The sequence below is a fragment of the Urinicoccus massiliensis genome (assembly GCF_900120405.1).
Classification (GTDB): Bacteria; Bacillota; Clostridia; order Tissierellales; family Peptoniphilaceae; genus Urinicoccus; species Urinicoccus massiliensis.
Genome location: NZ_LT635493.1, coordinates 521,236 through 540,331, shown reverse-complemented (window position 1 = coordinate 540,331; position 19,096 = coordinate 521,236). Strand labels below are relative to the sequence as shown.

Genomic DNA, 19,096 nt, shown 5'->3' with positions numbered 1-19,096 from the left:
GTAGCAAATCTTTGTAAACTTGTGTAAAAATCTTTTCTCCGGGATATATATAAAAGGTAAGAGTAGGTGACAAAATGAAAATCAAGTTAATTAGCGTAGGCAAACTCAAGGAAAAATATTGGAAGGCCGCCGTGGATGAATACCAAAAACGCCTGGGGGCCTATTGCAAGTTGGAAATCCTTGAGTGCCGGGAAGAAAAGGCCCCGGAAAATTTAACAGACCATGAAAGAGACCAAATCCTGGACCGGGAGGGTCGGGGAATCCTAAGCCATATCAAGGAGACAGACCAAGTGGTGAGCCTGGCCATCCAGGGTCAGGAAGTGGACTCCCCCCAGCTGGCTAAAAAATTGGCCCAGTGGGAAATGGAAAGAGGCGACCTCTGTCTGGTTATTGGTGGGAGCCTGGGGCTGAGCCAAGAAGTCCTGGACCGGAGCCAGTGGAAGTGGAGCTTTTCCCCCCTGACCTTTCCCCACCAAATGGTCCGGGTCATGGTTTTGGAACAAGTCTACCGGGCCTACCGGATCAAGGAAGGCCACCCCTACCATAAATAAGTTTTCAATGGTAAAATAGAAAGGAGACAAGGAGGATAAAATGAAAGAAGAAAACATGAAAGACGTCAAAAATATTTCCACAGCCAAGGCCAAAGAAATGAAGGCCCACCTGGCCCAAGAAAATTCCAAGGACCACCAAACCACCCCTGCCAGCGACCTCTATAGTAAGGTTCAAGGCAAGGACCCCGAAACCGGCGTAGAAAAACCCACAGAAAGAGCCGTGGAAGAAGCCATGGAGTGGAACCAAGAAAACCAAATGTAAGGAAAAAGACTCCCTGGGGAGTCTTTTTTAGATGGTTGGTCTATAGGTTAAGATCCTGACAGTCCTTGTAGAGGGTTTGGCCGTTATCGACAATTTCCACCTCATAGGAAGATTGGTAGAGGGGGGAAGAAAGCAGGTAGTCGGCTGTGGTGGGACAGGTGGCCAGGGCGATGTTGTAGAGGGTGGAGATCCGAAAGAGGGCCTTGACGTCGGGGTCATGGGGCATGGCTTCTAGGGGGTCCCAGAAGAAGATCAGGATGTCGATTTTCCCTTCTGAAATCATGGCGCCGATTTGCTGGTCTCCACCCAGGGGGCCGGAAATCAAGGGTTGGATCCGGAGGCCGGTTCGTTCACTTAGGAGGCCGGCGGTGTTGCCGGTGCCTAAAAGGGTGTGGGCCTTTAAGAGGTCCTTGTTTTTGCTGACCCACTTTAAGAGGTCGTCCTTCCTGTGGTCATGGGCCACCAGGGCAATGGTCTTGTTTTCTGGGATTCTAATTTTTTTATGTAGCATAATCCACCTCCATGGACTAGATACCCTTATTTGCCCCGTTGACACAGGAAAAGGACAAATAAAATTTTTTTGAAAGAATCAAATTTTCTCTTGACAGAAATCGGCCTGTATGCTATTCTAATTACAAATTGAAGGGACAAAAAAACTCCTTAGCTGGTTTATTTCTTTCTTTCTTACTTACTCAACGGTTGTTCTACATATAACCGGGTCTCTTCAATTTTAACCACCCCCCAGGGGTGGTTTTTTTATGGGAAAATAGAGCTGGAACCAGTCTTTGTTAAAGGAAAAACCGCCTCTAGGAGACGGTTTTTTCTTTATGGAAGGCGGACTTGTAAAAGAAGATTAAGCCTAAGATGAAGAAGACCACCAGGACCAAGAGGGCCTGGTTTTGGTTGCCGGTAATCTGGCTAATAAGGGACACCACAAAGGTTCCAAACATGGAGGCTCCCTTGCCGAAGATGTCGTAGATGCCAAAGTATTGGGAGGATTTTTCCTGGGGAATGAGTTTGGCAAAGTAGGACCGGGACAGGGCCTGGATGGCTCCTTGGAACATACCTACCAGGGCGGCCAGGATCCAAAAGTGGGTCAGGGTCTTTAGGAAGACGGCAAAGATGGCGATGCAGGTATAGGCCAGGATGGTAACCATTAAAAGTTTGGCCGAGTCGACTTTTTTGGACAGGCGGCCAAAGAAGATGGCACAGGGGAAGGCCACAAACTGGGTCATCAAGAGGGCCAGGATGAGGCCATTTTGGTCCAGGCCCAGGGAGGACCCGTAGGCTGTGGCCATGTTGATAATGGTGTAGACCCCATCAATGTAAAAGAGGAAGGATAGGAGGAAGAAGAAGAGCCTCTTGTCTTTTTTAATGGCCTTAAGACTTTCCTTTAAAGATTGCCGGGCCAGGGAATTTTCTTCCCGGGGACCTTGCCGGTAGCTTTTTAAAAGGGGCAGGGTAAAGGCCAGCCACCAAAGGGCAATGATGGCAAAGATTAAAATGGAAGCTGGTCGGATGGTCAGGTCGATTATTTCATGGAAGAGCAAGAGGGCCAGGCAGAGGATAAAGGGCAGGCAGGATCCTACATAGCCCCAGGCGTAGCCAGCAGAGGACACCAGGTCCATCCGGTCGTCGCTGGTGATGTCTTTCATCATGCTGTCATAAAAAATCAAGGACCCGTTAAAGCCCACCTTGGATAGGATGTAGAGGATAAGGAAGGCCAACCAGGTGGTTGGTAGGGGCTGGAGGAGGCAGCCCATAAAGCCCAAGAGGAAGAAGAGGGTAAAAAAGGCCTTTCTCTTACCATGAACGTCGGCATAGGCTCCCAGGATGGGACCCAGGATGGCGGTAACCAGGGTGGAAAAGGTAACGGCATAGCCCCAATAGGCCAGGTAGGTGGCCGGGGCCAGGTCTTCCTTGGCCAGGAGGTTGAAGAAGATGGGGATTATAGTGGTGGCAATGAGGATGTAGGCCGAATTTCCAACGTCGTAAAAGATAAAATTGCGTTCGAGTTTTGTATATTTCATTGTTTTCTCCCGTTAAAGTCCAGGTCTACCAGGTCCGGTAGGGGGCTATCTTCTGTCAACCAGAGATAGATACTTTCTGTAAATTTTGCAGCTTCTTGGGGGCAGGAATCCAGGATGGCCATAAGGGCTTGGTTGGTTTTTTCTGCCTTGGGGTTGGTGACCTGGGGCACCAGTTGGTTGCCAAAGGCCTTGTCCATCTTAACCAACCTTAAAAGTCCCAGGAGGATTTTTTCCTGCCAGGGTCCCCGGGGCTGGAAGATTTTTTTCACCAGCTTGAGGTCCCGAAGAGATTTTTGAATATCAGATAGGGTGGCGCCAAAGCCCTGGTAGATGGTCCAAATGGCCCTTAGGTCATAGGAGGGGGCAAAGAGTTTACTTTGCTGGAAGCCATTTAGGTCCCGGCCATTTTTTTCAATAAAGTAGCGGTCCAATTCCCCCTCAATGGAAATGTGGTCAAAGTCTGGCCGGGCCAGGGCATTGACGGTGGGGTGGATGGAGGCGTCTACAAAAAAATGGTTGCAGAGGCCTAAAAAATAGGCCAGGGCCCCGGGCTTTTGGGCCAGGTGGGGCTGGATTTTTTTCAGGTCTTCCAGGAGGCTACGAAAGGGCCGGTCGTGGAGGAGGGTCCCTAGGTTTTTTTCTTTTTTCACCTGCTTGGAGATTTGAAAAAAGAAGAGGTCGGGGCCCTGGTTGCCTAAAAGGTAGAGGTCTTCTTGTCCTGCCACCAGGGCTTTGAGCCTTGGGCTGAACTTGTCTTGGATTTCTTTTGCCAAAAAGTAGTGGCTGACAAAGCTGGCCATGGTTTACTTCCTTTCTTAAATTTCTACATCGTCCAGGTTGCTATAGTCTTCTTCATCGACAGACTTGGCCTTGTAGAGGGAGGCCTTGTTAAAGAGACCTTCTTGGTGGGCAACAATGGTAGTGACAACGGCATCTCCTGAGCAGTTTACAGCTGTCCGAGCCATGTCCAGGACCCGGTCGATCCCCATAATAAGGCCGATGCCTTCCACGGGAAGGCCCACGGAGTTAAAGACCATGGCCAGGGTAATCAAGCCCACACCGGGAACGGCAGCGGTGCCAATAGAGGCCATGGTGGCGGTGCCGATGACAGTGAGAAAGTCACTTAATTCCAAGTGGATGCCAAAGGCCTGGGCCACGAAGATTACAGCTACCCCTTGCATGATGGCAGTACCGTCCATGTTGATGGTGGCCCCCAGGGGGATGGTGAAGGAGGAGATTTTTTTAGAAACTCCCATGTCTTCCAGGGTTTGGATGTTGACAGGAACCGTAGCCCCACTGGAGGCTGTGGAAAAGGCAAAGCCCAAAACCGGGGAGAAGCGTTTGAAAAAAGTAAAGGGGTTGGTCCGGGTAAAGATAAAGAGAAGGAGACCATAGACGGCAACCAACTGGATGGCCAGGCCACCACTGACGGTGAGCATGTACTTGACCATGGGGAGGAAGCCGTCAAAGCCAATGTCGGAAAAAGTTTTGGCAATGAGGGCAAAGACTCCTACAGGGGCCGCCTTCATGACGTTAAAGGTCATGGTCATCATGACTTCGTTGGCCTCGTTCATAAAGCGGGTGATGACGGGAACGTGGTTACCCAAAGAGGCCAGGATGATGCCCAAGAAGAGGGCAAAAAAGATGATTTGCAACATATTTCCGCTGGTTAAGGACTCAATGGGGTTTTTGGGGATGATGTCCAGGACCATGTCGATGCCCGTGGCGGCGCTTTTGGCAATTTCTGTTTGGGCGGTTTTGACTTCAGACAGGTTTAGGCCTATGCCGGGGTTGGTTAGTTGGGAAAAACTCAGGGCAATGATAATGGCCAGGGCCGTAGTGACAATGTAAAAGGCCAGGGTCTTTAGACCTACCTTGCCCAGGCGCTTGGTGTCCCCGATACTCATGGCTCCTGTGACAATGGAGAAAAAGACCAGGGGGACCACCAGCATTTGCATCAGTCGCATAAAGCCTGTGCCAAAGAGTTGGAAGAGGCCGTTAATGAGGAAGCGGTCCTTAAAGGGACCAGCCGGTAGAAAGTAGTGGACCAGGACCCCCAGGACTAGACCGGACAAGAGGCCGATAAAGATTTGACTGGTAAGGGAGAGTTTTTTTTCTTTCATTGGTTTGACCTCCCGGCTAGATAGTAGTTTTCAAGGTAGTTTTTCAAGTCTTCCTGCCAGGTGGGCAGGGACTTGTAGTCCTTCATCCTGAGCATAAAGGGATCCATGAGGGCATACTTGGGATGGAGGGAGGTTTGGTGGTGGAAGTCACTTTTTTCGTAGTGGTCTTCCAAGTTGAGGAGCTTGGCAATTTCTGCAATAAAGCCCTTCCGGTCTGTAGACCCCTGGGTGACAAAGTGGTAGATGCCGTAGTCATAGGAGTCTACCAGACCCAGGATAAAGTCGGCTAAAAGTTCCCTGGAGGTGGGGCTGGCGATTTGGTTCCGGGTAATGGTCAGGGAGTGGTTTTTCAAGCCCTGTTCGATTTTGGCAATGGTCCTTAGGTCGTAGACCCAGGAGGACCGAACGATGAAGTATTTTTGGCTAAATTCTTGGATGAATTTTTCTCCCTGGTGCTTGCTTTTTCCATAGATGGTAATGGGCTTGGGTTCCACCAGTTCATTCACCGGGGTATCATCCTTACCATTAAAGACGTCGTCGGTGGAAATATGGATCAAGCGGGCCCCATAGTGGTTGGCGGCAATGGCCAGGTTTTTGGCTCCCAGGGCATTGACCCGGAAGGCCTCGTCGGGGTTTTCTTCACAGGCCGTGGCGCTGGACATGCCGGCACAGTTGATAATGACGGTGGGGAGGTTCCTTTCGGTAAAGACTAGGATGTCTTCCAGGTTTTTTATGTCCACAGAGGCATGGTCTGTGGTGACAATCCGCCGGCTGCCATCGGTGAGTTTTCGGGTAATGCTGCGGCCAATCCGGCCCTTGGCTCCTAGGACCCAAATAGTTTCTTGGCCCTTAAAGAGGTCGCCCTCTAAGAGAATGGATTCGTGCATTATTTTTCCTCCTTTAATTCTTGGACCATGTCTCCGATGATGGAGATGGTCTTTTCCAGGGCCTGGCTGGTGCGGATGTCCAGACCCACATGTTGGGCAAAGTCAATGGGGGACTTGCTGCCGCCCATGTCTAATACCTCCAACCACTTTTGGGTGGTGGAGGGGTCATCGACTAAGAGCCGACCCAGGAGGGTTCCCAGGTTTAAACCGGCAGAATAGGTGTAGGAATAAAAACCACTGGCCTCATAATAGTGGGGTTGCCGCATCCAGGTTAGACCAGCAGAATCTGGTAGGTCTACGGAGTCGCCCCAGAATTTTTGTAAAGTTTCCAAGAAAATCTTCCGGAGGTCTTGGCCTTGGACATGGTCTCCAGCTTCCACTTTTCGGTAGACTTCTCTTTGGAAGTAGGCTTCCAGGAAGTGGGTGACAAAGTTGTGGTAGTAGGTGTTGGCCAAGGATTCGCCAATGATTTCCCGGCGGTCGTCTGGGGTCTTGGCTTCTTTTAATAGGTATTCCTTTAAGAGGAGCTCACTGGTGGTGGAAGGGGATTCCACAAAGTAGAGGGAGGGTTCCACCGTCAGGATGCTTTGCTTGGCTCCGGCCCGTTTAAAGTGGCCAGCGTGACCCAGTTCATGGGCCAGGGTAAAGACATCGGACAAGAGGCCCCGGAAGGTCATAAGAATGTAGGAATGACAGCGGTAGGGACTGGCGCAGAAACCTCCGGTGGACTTAAAGTCGTTGTCGGCATAGTCAAGCCAACGGTCGCTAAAGGCCTTGGCAATGGAGTCCACATAGTCCTTGCCATAGGGGGCAAAGGCCTTTAGGATCAAGTCCTTGGCCTCTTCCATGGAATATTTTTTCCCGGCTTGGGGGTTGGGAGACAATTTTAAGTCGGCATAGGTCATGGTGTCCAGGCCATAGCGGTCTTTTAAGATACCAGCATAGGTCCGCATAATGGGGGCCAATTTTTCCATCATGGTGTCCAGGTGGTTGTCAAACATTTCCCGGCTAATTTCGTGGCTCCGGAGCATGTAGTCAAAAACCGAAGGATAGGACCGGGCCTTGGCCAGGGCCAGGTCTCTTTTGACCATGGCAATAAAACCTGCAGCCATGGTGTTTTCATATTTTTCCAGGGCTTGGGAAAAGGCCTGGTAGCTCTTTCTCCGAACCTGGATGTCGGGGTCATAGGCGTATTGGTCTTCATAAAGGATAAAGCTCAAGGGATAGGTTTTTCCGTCGACTTGGAAGTCGGGGAAGGTCAGGTCCTTGAACTTGGCTTCTTGGTAAAGGCTGTAGGGTAGGTCCAGGGCAGGACTTAAAGACTTTAAAAGGGCCTCGGTTTTTTGACCCAAATAGTGGGGCTTGTCCCGGAGGATCCGTTTAAAAAAGGCCCCATAGACGGGGTCTTGGCTAAAGTCTTCCAAGACCCTATCCTCCAACTTGTAGTAGCGACCCTCTACTGGGGCCAGGTCTTCCTGGACAGCCACCAGGCCGTCGTGGATTTTTTGAGACAGACTGGTCATGGCCTGGTCGGAAAAGTCTGTGGAGACAATGAGTTCTTCATAGTTGGCCAGGTGGTCAAAAAGGACCATGGCCTTTTCATAATCCCTGGTGTAGGGTAAAATTTCTTCCTCTTGGTCCATCTTGCAAGAGGAGAGCTTTTCAACCAGGGCCCGGAGGTCGTCCAGGGCCTTTAAGGCCTCTTGGCTATCTTTATATAAGGCAGTTAAGTCCCAGGTTTGGTCCAGGGCTACATCTTTTCTTAACATAAAATCTTCCTTTCAAAACAGTTTACTTTTCATTTTATATCCAATAATATAATTATAACATAGAGAATTTTAAGGAGTTGACTTATGAAGAAAAAAAAGCCCCTGACTTGGGGCTGTTTGGTCTTAATTTTAGGAATTTTTTTCCTCTGGCTCTTTATCCAAGTTTTATTTTTTTTCGTCAATAACATCCGCTACCAGCCCCAAAGGGTCACTAGCCGGCAAGAATTTTTCCAAGAATACGCCCCCTTGGCCCAGAAAATTGGTAAAAAATACCATCTTTACCCCAGCGTCATCCTGGCCCAGGCAGCCCTGGAAAGCAACTTCGGCCAATCTGACCTGGCCCAGGTCAATAAAAATTTTTTCGGTATCAAGGCCAAGAAGGGCCAGGGGGTTTCTTATGCCACAGAGGAAGTGGAAAATGGTCAAAGGGTCACCATTCAGGACAATTTTGAATCCTACAAGAGCCCGGTGGATTCCTTTAAGCACTATGGCCGTCTTTTAAGCCAGGCCCAGCGCTACCAGCCTGTGCGAGAGGCCAAGAGTGCCCAAGAAGCCTGTCACAAGCTCCACCCCTCGGGCTATTCTACCGATCCTGGCTATGGCCAAAGGTTGGTGGACTTAATCAAGCAATATAACTTGGAAGTCTACGACCAGGGAATAAAAGATTCAAAATAAGGACAAGAATATCTTGTCCGAAAAGCCACTGCATGATATACTAAATCTTGACTGAAATAAATTCCGGCCACTAGATATAGTGGATAATAGGAATAATTCTTAGATAAATGAAGCCAAGAAAGAGAGAAAAATCATGCTAAAAGTTGAAAAACGCAATGGCCGGATTGTAGACTATGATGGCCAAAAAATTGCCCTGGCCATTGAAAAGGCCATGGGGGAAACGGACCAAGGCCTGGACGAGGCCTGTGCCAAGGAAGTGGCAGACAAGGTTACCCGAGATTTTGAGGCTAAAAACCTGAACCAGGTGGGAATTGAAGAAATCCAAGATGCCGTAGAACTCCACCTCATGCAGCTAAGACCCGATGTAGCCAAAAAATACATCCTTTACCGGGAAGAAAGAACCCGCCTGAGAGAACAAGGCTGGGCCATGAACGACCTCCAAAGGGATATTTATGAGAAAAAATACCGCCATGGGGGAGAAAGTTTCGAGGGCTTTTTAAGCCGGGTTTCCGGAGGCAATGAAGCCATTGAAAAGGCCATTAAGGACAAGAAATTTATGCCGGCAGGGCGGATCTTGGCTGGTCGGGGTCTGGACAAGGAAGGCAAGAAGGTCACCCTGTCCAACTGCTATGTCATGCCCAAGGTGGAAGACAATATTGAAGCGATTTTTGATACGGCCAAGTGGATGGCCCGGACCTATTCTTACGGAGGCGGGGTTGGCCTAACCCTGTCCAAGCTGCGCCCCAAGGGGGCCAAGGTCAACAATGCAGCTTCCTCCACTACAGGAGCGGTGAGTTTTATGGACCTCTACAGCCTCACCACAGGCCTAATTGGCATGCGGGGTCGCCGGGGGGCCTTGATGCTGAACATGGACTGCTACCATCCGGATATTTTGGAATTTATCGACGTGAAAAATGACCTGGACAAGGTCACCAGTGCCAATATTTCCGTCAATGTCTATGACGACTTTATGGAGGCCGTAAAAAAAGACCAGGACTACACCCTTCGCTTTGACGTGGAATCCACAGGAGAAAAAATCCGTAAAAAGGTCAATGCCCGGGAGATGTTTACCATCCTGGCCCGGAACAACTGGAACATGGCCGAACCCGGCATCCTCTACCAAGACCGGATCAACTCCTGGCACCTCTTAAGTGAAGACGATACTTTTGAATATGCCGGAGTCAACCCCTGTGCGGAAGAACCCCTGCCAGCCTTTGGGTCCTGCAACCTTTCTTCCATCAACTTAAGTGAATTTGTAGCCCAACCCTTTACAAAATATGCCCGCTTCCAATTTGAAGCCTTTGGTCAATTGGTCCGGGACGGGGTGGTTTACCTCAACGATGTCTTGGACGAAAACATGAACCTCCATCCCCTAGAAGAGCAAAGAGACCTTTCCAGAGACCTGAGACAAATTGGTCTTGGAATTATGGGGGTTGCCGATATGTTCATCAAGATGGGCCTGGCCTACGGGTCTGATGAATCTCTCAACCTCATCAACCAAATTGGTCGCGTCCTGGTGAACGAAGCCTTACGGCAATCGGCTCTTTTGGCCAAGGACCAAGGACCCTTCCCCAGGTACCGGAAGGAAAAGGTCCTGGAAAGTCCCTTCCTAAAGACCAATGCCGATGCAGATGTTTTAGACCTCATTAAAGAATACGGCTTGAGAAACTCCCAAGTCTTGACCATTGCCCCAACAGGAACCATTTCAACCCTCTTGGGTTGCAGCAATGGGGTGGAACCCATCTTCCAAATTTCCTATACCCGCAAGTCTGAGTCCCTCCACAATGAAGACACCTACTACACCGTCTACACCCAAATCATCAAGGACCTGATGGAGGCCCAAGGACTGACCTCGGAAGAAGACTTACCCGACTATGTCATTACCACCAGCAACCTAAACTACAAGGAAAGAATCAGGGTTCAATCCACCTGGCAACAATTTATTGATGCCTCTATTTCCTCCACCGTCAATGTTCCCAAGGAATTTACCGTGGAAGAAGTGGAAGACCTCTATATGTATGCCTGGGAAATGGGCTTAAAGGGAGTAACCATCTACCGAGATGGTTGTGCCCGGTCGGGAATTTTAATTACAGAAGATTCCAAGAAAAACAGGGTCCATGAGCTCCAAGAAGAGCTGAACCGGGAAATTGCCAAGCAGCTGACTGAAGACCCGGATACCTGCCCCATGTGTGGCGGCACCATGGCCCATTCCGGAGGCTGTGCCGAATGTCAAAACTGTGGCTACAGTCCCTGTGCCATTTAAATGAAAAGGAAAAAAGCTCCGACTTTAAAAAAAGAAGGAGCTTTTTTAAGTATTTTTGCCTACTTGGACCTAGCTTGTGTTAGTATAAACGTATAGGAAGTGCAAGAAGACACGACAGAAAAAATCAAGAGAAGGGGTGATTTTGTGCATAAAAAAGTTTCATTGACAGAGGGGTCCATTGCCAAGGCCTTGGTGGCTTTTGCCATCCCCTTGATCTTAACATCCATCTTGCAACAACTTTATAACACCGCCGACCTTTTAATTGTGGGTCGCTATGCTGGTAAGGTGGCCATGGCTGCTGTTGGGGCAACAGGCCCCATTACCCAGCTGATTATCGGCTTGTTTGTGGGTCTGTCCACGGGGGCCGGTGTGGTGGTGGCGCAAAATTACGGCCGGAGGGACTACCTAAGGATGGCTTCAGCCATTGAAACAAGTTTTGCCCTGGCCATTGGCGGGGGCCTTGTCTTAACCCTTGTAGCCTACATCTTCACCCCCCTCTTTTTACAATGGATGTCCACGCCGGCAGACATCTTCCAAGACGCAGTAGACTATATGCGGCTCTTTTTCATCGGCATTGTCCCCCTTTTGGTCTACAATATGGGGTCAGGGGTTTTACGGTCCATGGGGGATTCCACCAGACCCCTCTACTATTTAATTGTAGGGGCAGTGGTGAATATTGTCCTGGACCTGGTCTTTATTGCCTATTTCCACATGGGAGTTATGGGGGCGGGGATTGCCACCATCCTGGGCCAAGTGGCTTCGGCCATCTTAGTTTGGCTCAACCTCCGCCATGGGAATGACACCTTTTGGTTGAACTATAAGAACATCGGCCTAAAAAAGGACAGTCTCAATGCCATTTTGGCCATTGGGATTCCGGCAGGCCTCCAAACAGTGGTTATCAATTTATCCAATGTCATTATCCAAACCATGATCAACCGCTTTGGGTCCAATGCCGTAGCTGGTGGGGCAGCAGCCAGTCGGATTGACGGCTTTGTCTTTTTAATCATCGCCTCCCTATCCATGGCGGCTATGACCTTTGCCGGGCAAAATATTGGCGCCGGCCGCTACGACCGCCTCAAGAAGGGGACCTGGGTCAGCCTGGGGATGGTTTGCCTGGCCAGCGGGATTATGTCCGTCCTTCTCCTGGTCTTTTGCAACTCCCTAATCGGTCTTTTTAACCCCACGCCGGAAGTGGTGGCCTATGGGCGGCTTTCCATTATCTTTCTAGCCCCGGCCTATGTGATTTTCGGGGCCAGCGAAATTTTAGGGGGAATTTTAAGAGGAGCCGGCCATGCCGTTGTGCCCATGCTGGTGTCCATCCTCTTTATGTGTATCTTTAGAATGATTTGGGTCTTTTTTGTCCTGCCCCAATACTATTCCATCAAAACCGTCTACTTGTCCTATCCCATTTCTTGGACCCTGACCTTTGTGGTGGTGGGTCTATACTTTGTTTTTGGGAATTGGCTTGTGGAAGAAAACCAGGAGGCATAAGTGAAAGAATATAGTATTTTTCAAGTAATGGGCCCTATTATGGTGGGCCCCAGCTCCAGCCATACGGCCGGGGCCTGTCGGATTGCCAACAGTGCCAGAAACCTCTGCCCCTTTGACTTTAGCAAGGCAGTCTTCATCCTCCACGGGTCCTTTCTTATGACTTACAAGGGTCATGGAACAGACCGGGCCCTCTTGGCGGGAATTTTAGGCGTGAAACCTGATGACAGCCGGATTATCCAAGCCTTTGACCTGGCAGACCAGGCCGGCTTGGACTACCGTTTTGAAAGGGGAGACCTGGGCCATGTCCACCCCAACTCTGTCAAGATCATCCTGTCCAACGACCAAGGAGACAGTTTTGACCTGGTGGGGTCCTCCATTGGTGGGGGGAATATTGAACTTATTGAACTGGATGGCAATAAAATTTCCTTCCGGAACCAATTCCCCACCTTTATCCTCCAATACCAGGAGCAAAAGGGGGTTATTGCCCGGGTTTCTCGTTACATCAGCGATGCAGGTTATAATATCGAAAACATTGATACAGAAAAAAGGGGAAAGTCCGTCACCCTAAGTGTGGAATTGACCCACCCTGCTGGAGAAGACTTAAAAAATCAAGTCCTCCAATCCGATTTGTTTAACTTTGCCAAGTACCTGGATGTTGTGGACTAGGAGGTTGTATGTTAACAAGTACAAGTGAAATCATCAAGTATTGTCAAGAAGAAGGCATCAGCTTTCCGGAAATGGTCCTAAGAGACGAAGTGGAAAAATTTGAAACAGACCCCAAGGAAATCCTGGAAGAACTGGGCCGGATGTTGGATGTCATGGAAGAATCCACCCAAAACTACCTGGACCATCCTTCCGACTTGGGCCTGGGTATGATTAACGGCTTTGCCTACAAGATGATGGGCTACAGGGACCAAGACTCCCTGGTGGGGTCGGACCTGGTCCAAGCCATGGCCATGGCCCTGTCCACCTTTGAAACCAATTCCTCCATGGGGAGGATTGTGGCAGCACCTACAGCTGGATCTGCTGGGATCCTGCCGGCGGCCCTGATGTATATCAAGGCCAAGGAGGGAACCAGCCGGGAGGACCTGGTGGAAGGACTTTTAGTCAGCGTAGGTCTTGGACAAATCATCGGCTACTATGCCAGCTTCGCCGGGGCCGAAGGAGGCTGCCAGGCAGAGTGCGGATCAGCGGCAGCCATGGCAGCGGGTTGTTTGGTTTATTTAAAAAAAGGAAACCTGGACCAGGTCTTCCAGGCGGCATCCATTGCCCTGGTCAATGTCCTGGGTCTGGTTTGCGACCCCATTGCCGGCCTGGTGGAATATCCCTGTACCTTCCGCAACGCCAGTGGCCTTATGAATGCCTTGATCAGTGCCGATATGGCCCTGGCTGGGGCCAAGTCCGTTGTCCCCTTTGAAGAAGTGGCCCAGGCCATGAAGGAAGTAGGGGATGCCATGGTGGAATCTCTGAGAGAAACAGGAACAGGAGGCCTGGCCGCCACCAAGACAGGCAGCCAAATCCGCAAGGATTTTTTCAAGAAAAACGGCGTCCATATAGACTAAAAAAAGACCGAGTTGGAAAACCAACCCGGTCTTTCTACTTATTTAAAAGTTAATCCTTGGGGAAAATCTTGGATCCCAAGAATCCATCCACAAGGCCCATAATCAAGGCCCCAATTAAGGCCCCAAAGATACCTACGGAAAAACCCTCTACAAGCTTTCCGGCAATAAATAAAATCAAGGCAGCCAGGATAAACCCCTTGGCTCCCCGGCCAGAAGGAGCAGCCTGTTCTCCGAAAAACCGTCCCAGGGCAAAGTCTAAAATCCCAATAACCAGGGCCACCAGGATGGCCGTCTTAAAGCCGGCAACACTCATGCCCGGAGTCAACCAGGAAGAAACCAAAACGGCAAAACCTGCCACAATAAGCTTTATAATTAAATCTAAAATCATATTGACCTCCTTAATTGTCAAATAACTATTCTATATATGCCCAAAAAGCATGTCCTTTAAACAATTTACTTGTCTTATTGAAAGACCAGGTAAATTTGGTTATAATGACTATATATAAGAAAAAAGAGGTGAAAGGATGCAAGTAAAAGTTGAAGTCTATATTCCAAAAGATTATGTAACGGGTTTGGCCAATGACTTAAATAGTCATGACTACCTACAAGAGGGCTACTATGACTATGCCTTTTCCACCACTCTGGTTAAGGGCCACTGGCGTCCTTTGGAAGGGGCCCAACCCTATGAGGGGGAAGTTGGCCTGGTAACGGAAGCGGATGAAATTAAGATGGAGTTTGTAGTCCAAAGGGAAAACCTGGAGGATGTCCTGCATATCATCCGGAGAATCCACCCCTATGAAAGTCCGGCTGTAAATTGTATTGCCCTTTTGGATCCGGACCTGGACTGAAGCCTAGGCCGAGTGGACAGCTGAAGATTTAGGTCTCGGGAGATGGCCCCGGGGCTGGAACCCTCTTAAGGAGAAAAGGAGTCAAAAATTCATGACGCACAATTTTGAAGACGGGGCTCCCCGTCTTTTCTCTTGGGACTATTTGGCCAAGAGTTTAGAAGATACCAAGGCCCTGGCCCAAAGTCTAGCAGGGCTTTTAAGGCCCGGGGATATGATTTGCCTAGAAGGGGGCATGGGGGCCGGAAAAACAACTTTTACCAAGGCCCTGGCCCAGGCTCTGGGGGTCCAAGACCTGGTAACCAGTCCCACCTTTACCCTGGTTCGGACCTACCAAGGTCGCCTGCCCCTCTACCACTTTGACCTCTTCCGTTTGGAAGATCCGGACGAGCTGGATTTTTTAGGTTTTGACGATTATTTTTACGGGTCCGGGGTCTGTGTAGTGGAGTGGCCCAAGGACTTTTACCCAGTCCTGCCGGCTCATCCTCTTAAAATTCAAATCCAAGAGGAGGGGCCGGGCCAAAGAAGGTTTACCCTGAGTCAAGAAGGGGAGGACAGGATTATAGAAAGGCTAAGAAATGAAAATATTGGGGATTGATACATCGACAATGACGACTTCCATCGCCATTAGCCAAGACGATAAAATCTTGGGGGAAGTGCAAGTCTATGGCCGGATCAGTCATTCGGAACGTTTGATGGACTTGTTGGAAACCCTCTTAAGGGTGCAAAATTTAAAACTGGAAGACCTGGACCTCTTGGTAGCAGGTTGGGGTCCTGGGTCCTTTACAGGAATCCGGATTGGGGTAACCACCATCCGGACCCTGGCCCAGGTCTTAAAAAAAGATGCCCTGGGGGTGTCTTCTCTGGCAGCCTTGGCCAGCCAATTTCAAGGCCTGGTGGCTCCAATTGTGGATGCCAGACGGGGCCGGGTCTATACGGGTCTTTACCAGGTTGAAAATAACCGGGTTTCCTGTTTAAAGGAAGACTGCCTGGTGGACCTGAAAGACTGGATCAAGGACCTGCCCAAGGAAACTATTTTATGTGGAGAGGGCTTGGAAGTCTACCGGAACCGTCTTTTTCAAGAAGGCTTTAACCTAGCCAGCCAAAGGGACCAATCTCTGAGAGGGTCTTCTATTTGCCTAGTGGGAAGACAGATGGCCAGTCAAGGACAAGACTTGGACTACCGACAAATTCTTCCCAACTACATCCGCCCCTCCCAGGCAGAAAGGGAAAGAGAAAATGGACATTAGGCAGGGAGGTCCCAGGGACCTGGAGGGAATTTATGCCCTGGAAGTGGAAAGTTTTGCCAGCCCTTGGTCCAAGGAGTCTCTGGCCCTGGACTTGAAAAATCCCCTGTCCCACTATGTGGTTTTGGAAGAAGATGGGGACTTGCTGGCCTATGGGGCCTTTATGGTCCTGGCAGACGAGGGTCATATTTTAAATTTAGCTGTGGCCAAGGATTACAGGGGCCAAGGCTATGGCAAGACCCTGATGGAGGCCATGATCCAGGCTGCCAAGGACCGGGGAGTCAGGGCCATGACCTTGGAGGTGAGACCCTCCAACAAACCAGCCCTGGGTCTTTATGACCTCTATGGTTTTGAAATCAAGGGCCGGAGAAAAAATTACTATGGAGACAACCATGAAGATGCCTATATTTTATGGAAGGAGGACCTATGCGAGTCTTAGGAATTGAATCATCATGTGATGAAACATCTGTGGCCATTGTGGAAGACGGTCGCAAAATTTTAAGCAATGTGATTTCCACCCAAATTGACACCCACAAACTCTATGGGGGCGTGGTGCCGGAAATTGCCTCCCGCAAGCACGTAGAGGCCATTAACCTGGTGATTGACCAGGCCTTTGAAGAAGCGGGACTTTCCTTTCAAGATATTGACCTAGTAGGGGTTACCCGGGGACCAGGCCTCATTGGGGCCCTCCTGGTGGGCCTGTCAGCAGCCAAGGCCTTTGCCCTGGCCAGTGGCAAGGAAATTGTGGGCGTCAACCACATGCACGGCCATGTCTGTGCCAACTACCTGGCCCATCCTGATTTGGAACCGCCCTTTATCAGCCTGGTGATTTCCGGCGGCCATACCTATCTTTTAGAGGTCAAGGACTATTTGGACTTTGAAGTTTTAGGACAAACAAGAGACGATGCAGCTGGTGAGGCCTTTGACAAGGTGGCCCGAGCCTTGGGCATTGGCTATCCCGGGGGACCCATTGTGGACCAGCTGGCGCAAAAGGGTAATAGCCGGGATATTTTTCCCCGGGTCATGCTGGAAAAAGACTCCTATGACTTTTCCTTTTCCGGCCTAAAGACAGCTGTCATGAACTATCTCAACCAGGCCAAGCAAAGGGGAGAAGAAATCATCGTTGAGGACATTTGTGCCTCCTTCCAAGATGCCGTTTTGGATGTCTTGGTGGAAAAGTCCCTCCGACTTTTAAAAGATAAGAAGATGAAGACCCTGGTCTTATCCGGAGGAGTTGCAGCTAATTCCGCCCTGCGAAGCCGCTTGCAAGAAGCCTTCCAGGGAACAGACTACAATCTCTACTACCCTCCAAAAATTCTTTGCACCGACAATGGAGCCATGATTGCCAGTGCCGCCTACTATACCTACCAAAACCATAGGGGCCAATCCCTCTATGCCGACCCCAGTCTGGGGATCCTATCCACAGAAACATCCGTTCAATGATTGTGGATAATGTGGGTAAAATTGGGGAAAACTCAAAAATACAGGCTTAGAAATGTGCATAAAACTGTGGACAAAGTGGATAAGTGTGGATATTTTAAGAAAAATACCAACTTATCCACATTTTTTATGAAAAATAAGGGAAAAAATTTTTAAAGTGGCGGAAAATAGACAGAACAATTGTTTATAGCTAATCCATGCCTTTTTCATTGGGTCCTTGGAGGGAAAAAAGAAATTCTGAACAGGCATTCTGACTCTTTTTATATTTTACAGAGAAAATTATAAAAAAATTTATAAAAAATAAAAATTTTAGATAAAAATGGAATAGATTTGTATTCTCAAACATGCTATACTAGGTGGTGAAAAAGGAGGAGATTATGAACATACTCAAAAGAAAAAAATTATCTTTACTTTTAGCCCTAATCCTTGTAGTATCCAGCTTAGCTGCCTGCGGTAAAAGCGACACCGCAAGCCAAGCTCCCAATGCAGGGCAAAACGCAAGCCAAGATGGCGAAAAGTCCGGTAAAAACGGAACCATACGCATTGGCCAAACCTGGGTTATTGGTGCCCTAGATCCAACAGATTCTTCTGTGCCCTGGGGATTAACCAGCCATGGTGTGTCTGAAGGATTCTACATGTTAGATGAAAATGGTCACCTTTACAGCCGTTTTATTAAGGAATTAAAGCAAACAAGCGATACTAGCTGGGATGCCATCCTTAATGAAGACGTGAAATTTTCTGATGGTAGTGCAGTTGATGCCAAGGCCCTAAGCGATGCCATGAATGCCATCCAAGAAAAGAACGAACTTTCCAATGCAACTGTTGGAAAAATTACCTTTACTCCCAAGGGAGATTACGAATTAGAAATTAAGAGTGAACGTCCAACCATGACCATGGACTCTGTCCTGGCAGAATGGACCAATGTTGTCTTCAAACAAGACGGAGACAAGTTCATCTTTACCGGCCCCTACATGGTTGCTTCCATGGAACCGGAAAATAAGATTGAATTAACACCCAACCCCTACTATCCCGATGCAGACAAGAGACAAGATGTGGAACTAAGAGCCTTTAAGGACGTAACTGCCTTGAAGCTTGCCTTTGAAAGTGGCGACATCGACATGGCCTTTACCGTAACACCGGATGTGGCTGAACTCTTGAAAAAGGATGGAAAGATGGTTAAGAGCATCCCTGCAGGCTACCAATACTTTGGTATGTGTAACCTTAAAGACGGGGCTCTAAAAGATCCCAAGGTTCGTGAAGCCTTAAACTACGGCTTGAACCGTCAAGACTATTTAGACGTTTTAAAGGGTGGAAAAATCGAAACCGGTTTATTCGCTTCCTACTATGACTTTGCCGGCAAGGAAAAATTAACCTACGACAAAGAAAAGGCTATGAAGATCTTGGAAGAAGCAGGCTACAAGAAAAACAAGGACAACATCTATGAAAAAGATGGTAAGCCTTTAAACATCCGACTTGTAACCTATACTTCCCGTCCTGACCTAGGCTTAATCGTCCAAGTTATGACCTCTCAATTAAAAGATCTGGGTATCAAGGCAGAAAGCCAAGTTGTGGATGATATTGACCAATTCAAGAAGAGCGGCCAATTTGACCTTATGGTCTATGCCCAACATACGGCTCCTACAGGAGAACCCTCATTCTTCTTGAACCAATTCTTCCGGACCAACGAACCCAACAACACCATGGGCTACTCCAATCCAAAAGTAGACAAGTTGTTGGATCAATTTGGTAGCGAAAAAGACCAAGCCAAGAGAAATGAAATTGCTCAAGAAATTCAACACATCATCTATGAAGATGCTCCGGTTTTATTCCTAGTGGATCCGGAATGGCATATTGCAGTTAGCGATAAGCTTAAAGACTATGAACCATATGGTGGAGACTACTATATTGTGAATGCAAAATTAGGCTTATAAAAAGGTGCTCCCTAAGGGGA

The 19,096-nt window shown here is 48.9% G+C and carries 20 protein-coding genes; 13 read left to right on the top strand and 7 right to left on the bottom strand.

Annotated features, from left to right (window positions below; translation table 11 throughout):
* Positions 1-74 precede the first annotated feature (74 nt).
* A complete protein-coding gene (rlmH, locus tag BQ7400_RS07235) occupies positions 75-551 on the top strand; it encodes a 23S rRNA (pseudouridine(1915)-N(3))-methyltransferase RlmH (RefSeq protein ID WP_034439240.1) in 477 nt (158 codons plus the stop codon).
* A 40-nt stretch (positions 552-591) separates the two neighbouring features.
* Positions 592-813 (top strand): CDIF630_02480 family spore surface protein, encoded by a 222-nt coding sequence (locus BQ7400_RS07230; RefSeq protein WP_072469965.1) that lies wholly within the window; start codon positions 592-594, stop codon positions 811-813.
* A 40-nt stretch (positions 814-853) separates the two neighbouring features.
* Here the strand turns inward: BQ7400_RS07230 and BQ7400_RS07225 are convergent, their stop codons facing one another.
* From BQ7400_RS07225 to pepF, 6 genes are all read right to left on the bottom strand, one after another.
* Positions 854-1,324, bottom strand: a complete 471-nt coding sequence (locus tag BQ7400_RS07225) for a methylglyoxal synthase (RefSeq protein ID WP_072469964.1) — start codon at positions 1,322-1,324, stop codon at positions 854-856.
* A gap of 295 nt (positions 1,325-1,619) precedes the next feature.
* The gene (locus BQ7400_RS07220) at positions 1,620-2,843 is read right to left on the bottom strand and encodes an MFS transporter (RefSeq protein WP_072469963.1); all 1,224 of its coding nucleotides are present in this window, start codon (positions 2,841-2,843) and stop codon (positions 1,620-1,622) included.
* The gene (locus BQ7400_RS07215) at positions 2,840-3,643 is read right to left on the bottom strand and encodes a zinc dependent phospholipase C family protein (RefSeq protein ID WP_072469962.1); all 804 of its coding nucleotides are present in this window, start codon (positions 3,641-3,643) and stop codon (positions 2,840-2,842) included. Before BQ7400_RS07215 ends, BQ7400_RS07220 begins: the two co-directional genes overlap by 4 nt.
* Before the next feature lie 15 nt (positions 3,644-3,658).
* Positions 3,659-4,966, bottom strand: coding sequence for a dicarboxylate/amino acid:cation symporter (locus tag BQ7400_RS07210; RefSeq protein ID WP_034440804.1), 1,308 nt, complete (start codon positions 4,964-4,966; stop codon positions 3,659-3,661).
* The gene (locus BQ7400_RS07205; RefSeq protein ID WP_072469961.1) at positions 4,963-5,853 is read right to left on the bottom strand and encodes an SDR family oxidoreductase; all 891 of its coding nucleotides are present in this window, start codon (positions 5,851-5,853) and stop codon (positions 4,963-4,965) included. The genes BQ7400_RS07210 and BQ7400_RS07205 overlap by 4 nt, the downstream gene beginning before the upstream one ends.
* On the bottom strand, positions 5,853-7,622 hold the full coding sequence (pepF, locus tag BQ7400_RS07200; RefSeq protein ID WP_072469960.1) for an oligoendopeptidase F: 1,770 nt from the start codon (positions 7,620-7,622) through the stop codon (positions 5,853-5,855). Before pepF ends, BQ7400_RS07205 begins: the two co-directional genes overlap by 1 nt.
* Before the next feature lie 84 nt (positions 7,623-7,706).
* Here pepF and BQ7400_RS07195 point away from each other — a divergent pair, with 84 nt between their 5' ends.
* The 5 genes from BQ7400_RS07195 (at position 7,707) to sdaAA (ending at position 13,613) form a co-directional block, all read left to right on the top strand.
* Positions 7,707-8,297 carry a glycoside hydrolase family 73 protein gene (locus BQ7400_RS07195; RefSeq protein ID WP_072469959.1) on the top strand — a complete coding sequence of 197 codons (591 nt, stop codon included), beginning with the start codon at positions 7,707-7,709 and terminating at the stop codon, positions 8,295-8,297.
* Positions 8,298-8,430: 133 nt separating this feature from the next.
* Positions 8,431-10,560 carry an adenosylcobalamin-dependent ribonucleoside-diphosphate reductase gene (locus BQ7400_RS07190; RefSeq protein WP_072469958.1) on the top strand — a complete coding sequence of 710 codons (2,130 nt, stop codon included), beginning with the start codon at positions 8,431-8,433 and terminating at the stop codon, positions 10,558-10,560.
* Positions 10,561-10,704: 144 nt separating this feature from the next.
* Positions 10,705-12,051, top strand: a complete 1,347-nt coding sequence (locus BQ7400_RS07185; RefSeq protein WP_072469957.1) for an MATE family efflux transporter — start codon at positions 10,705-10,707, stop codon at positions 12,049-12,051.
* Positions 12,052-12,717 carry an L-serine ammonia-lyase, iron-sulfur-dependent subunit beta gene (sdaAB, locus tag BQ7400_RS07180; RefSeq protein WP_072469956.1) on the top strand — a complete coding sequence of 222 codons (666 nt, stop codon included), beginning with the start codon at positions 12,052-12,054 and terminating at the stop codon, positions 12,715-12,717.
* Positions 12,718-12,725: 8 nt separating this feature from the next.
* A complete protein-coding gene (gene sdaAA, locus BQ7400_RS07175; protein ID WP_072469955.1) occupies positions 12,726-13,613 on the top strand; it encodes an L-serine ammonia-lyase, iron-sulfur-dependent, subunit alpha in 888 nt (295 codons plus the stop codon).
* Between the two features lie 49 nt (positions 13,614-13,662).
* On the opposite strand, the gene BQ7400_RS07170 is transcribed toward sdaAA, so the two are convergent.
* Positions 13,663-14,001, bottom strand: coding sequence for a phage holin family protein (locus tag BQ7400_RS07170; RefSeq protein ID WP_072469954.1), 339 nt, complete (start codon positions 13,999-14,001; stop codon positions 13,663-13,665).
* 136 nt (positions 14,002-14,137) lie between these two features.
* On the opposite strand from BQ7400_RS07170, the gene BQ7400_RS07165 reads away from it, so the two are divergent.
* The 6 genes from BQ7400_RS07165 to BQ7400_RS07140 all read left to right on the top strand — a co-directional run bounded on the left by BQ7400_RS07165 (position 14,138) and on the right by BQ7400_RS07140 (position 19,076).
* Positions 14,138-14,461 carry a YqfO family protein gene (locus tag BQ7400_RS07165; RefSeq protein WP_034440812.1) on the top strand — a complete coding sequence of 108 codons (324 nt, stop codon included), beginning with the start codon at positions 14,138-14,140 and terminating at the stop codon, positions 14,459-14,461.
* A 91-nt stretch (positions 14,462-14,552) separates the two neighbouring features.
* The gene (gene tsaE / locus BQ7400_RS07160) at positions 14,553-15,056 is read left to right on the top strand and encodes a tRNA (adenosine(37)-N6)-threonylcarbamoyltransferase complex ATPase subunit type 1 TsaE (protein ID WP_083553296.1); all 504 of its coding nucleotides are present in this window, start codon (positions 14,553-14,555) and stop codon (positions 15,054-15,056) included.
* A 10-nt stretch (positions 15,057-15,066) separates the two neighbouring features.
* A complete protein-coding gene (gene tsaB, locus BQ7400_RS07155) occupies positions 15,067-15,708 on the top strand; it encodes a tRNA (adenosine(37)-N6)-threonylcarbamoyltransferase complex dimerization subunit type 1 TsaB (protein WP_180371966.1) in 642 nt (213 codons plus the stop codon).
* Positions 15,698-16,144 carry a ribosomal protein S18-alanine N-acetyltransferase gene (gene rimI, locus BQ7400_RS10850; protein ID WP_072469952.1) on the top strand — a complete coding sequence of 149 codons (447 nt, stop codon included), beginning with the start codon at positions 15,698-15,700 and terminating at the stop codon, positions 16,142-16,144. Before tsaB ends, rimI begins: the two co-directional genes overlap by 11 nt.
* Positions 16,132-17,148 carry a tRNA (adenosine(37)-N6)-threonylcarbamoyltransferase complex transferase subunit TsaD gene (tsaD, locus tag BQ7400_RS07145; protein WP_072469951.1) on the top strand — a complete coding sequence of 339 codons (1,017 nt, stop codon included), beginning with the start codon at positions 16,132-16,134 and terminating at the stop codon, positions 17,146-17,148. Before rimI ends, tsaD begins: the two co-directional genes overlap by 13 nt.
* Positions 17,149-17,522: 374 nt before the next feature.
* Positions 17,523-19,076 carry an ABC transporter substrate-binding protein gene (locus BQ7400_RS07140; protein WP_072469950.1) on the top strand — a complete coding sequence of 518 codons (1,554 nt, stop codon included), beginning with the start codon at positions 17,523-17,525 and terminating at the stop codon, positions 19,074-19,076.
* Positions 19,077-19,096: the final 20 nt, after the last annotated feature.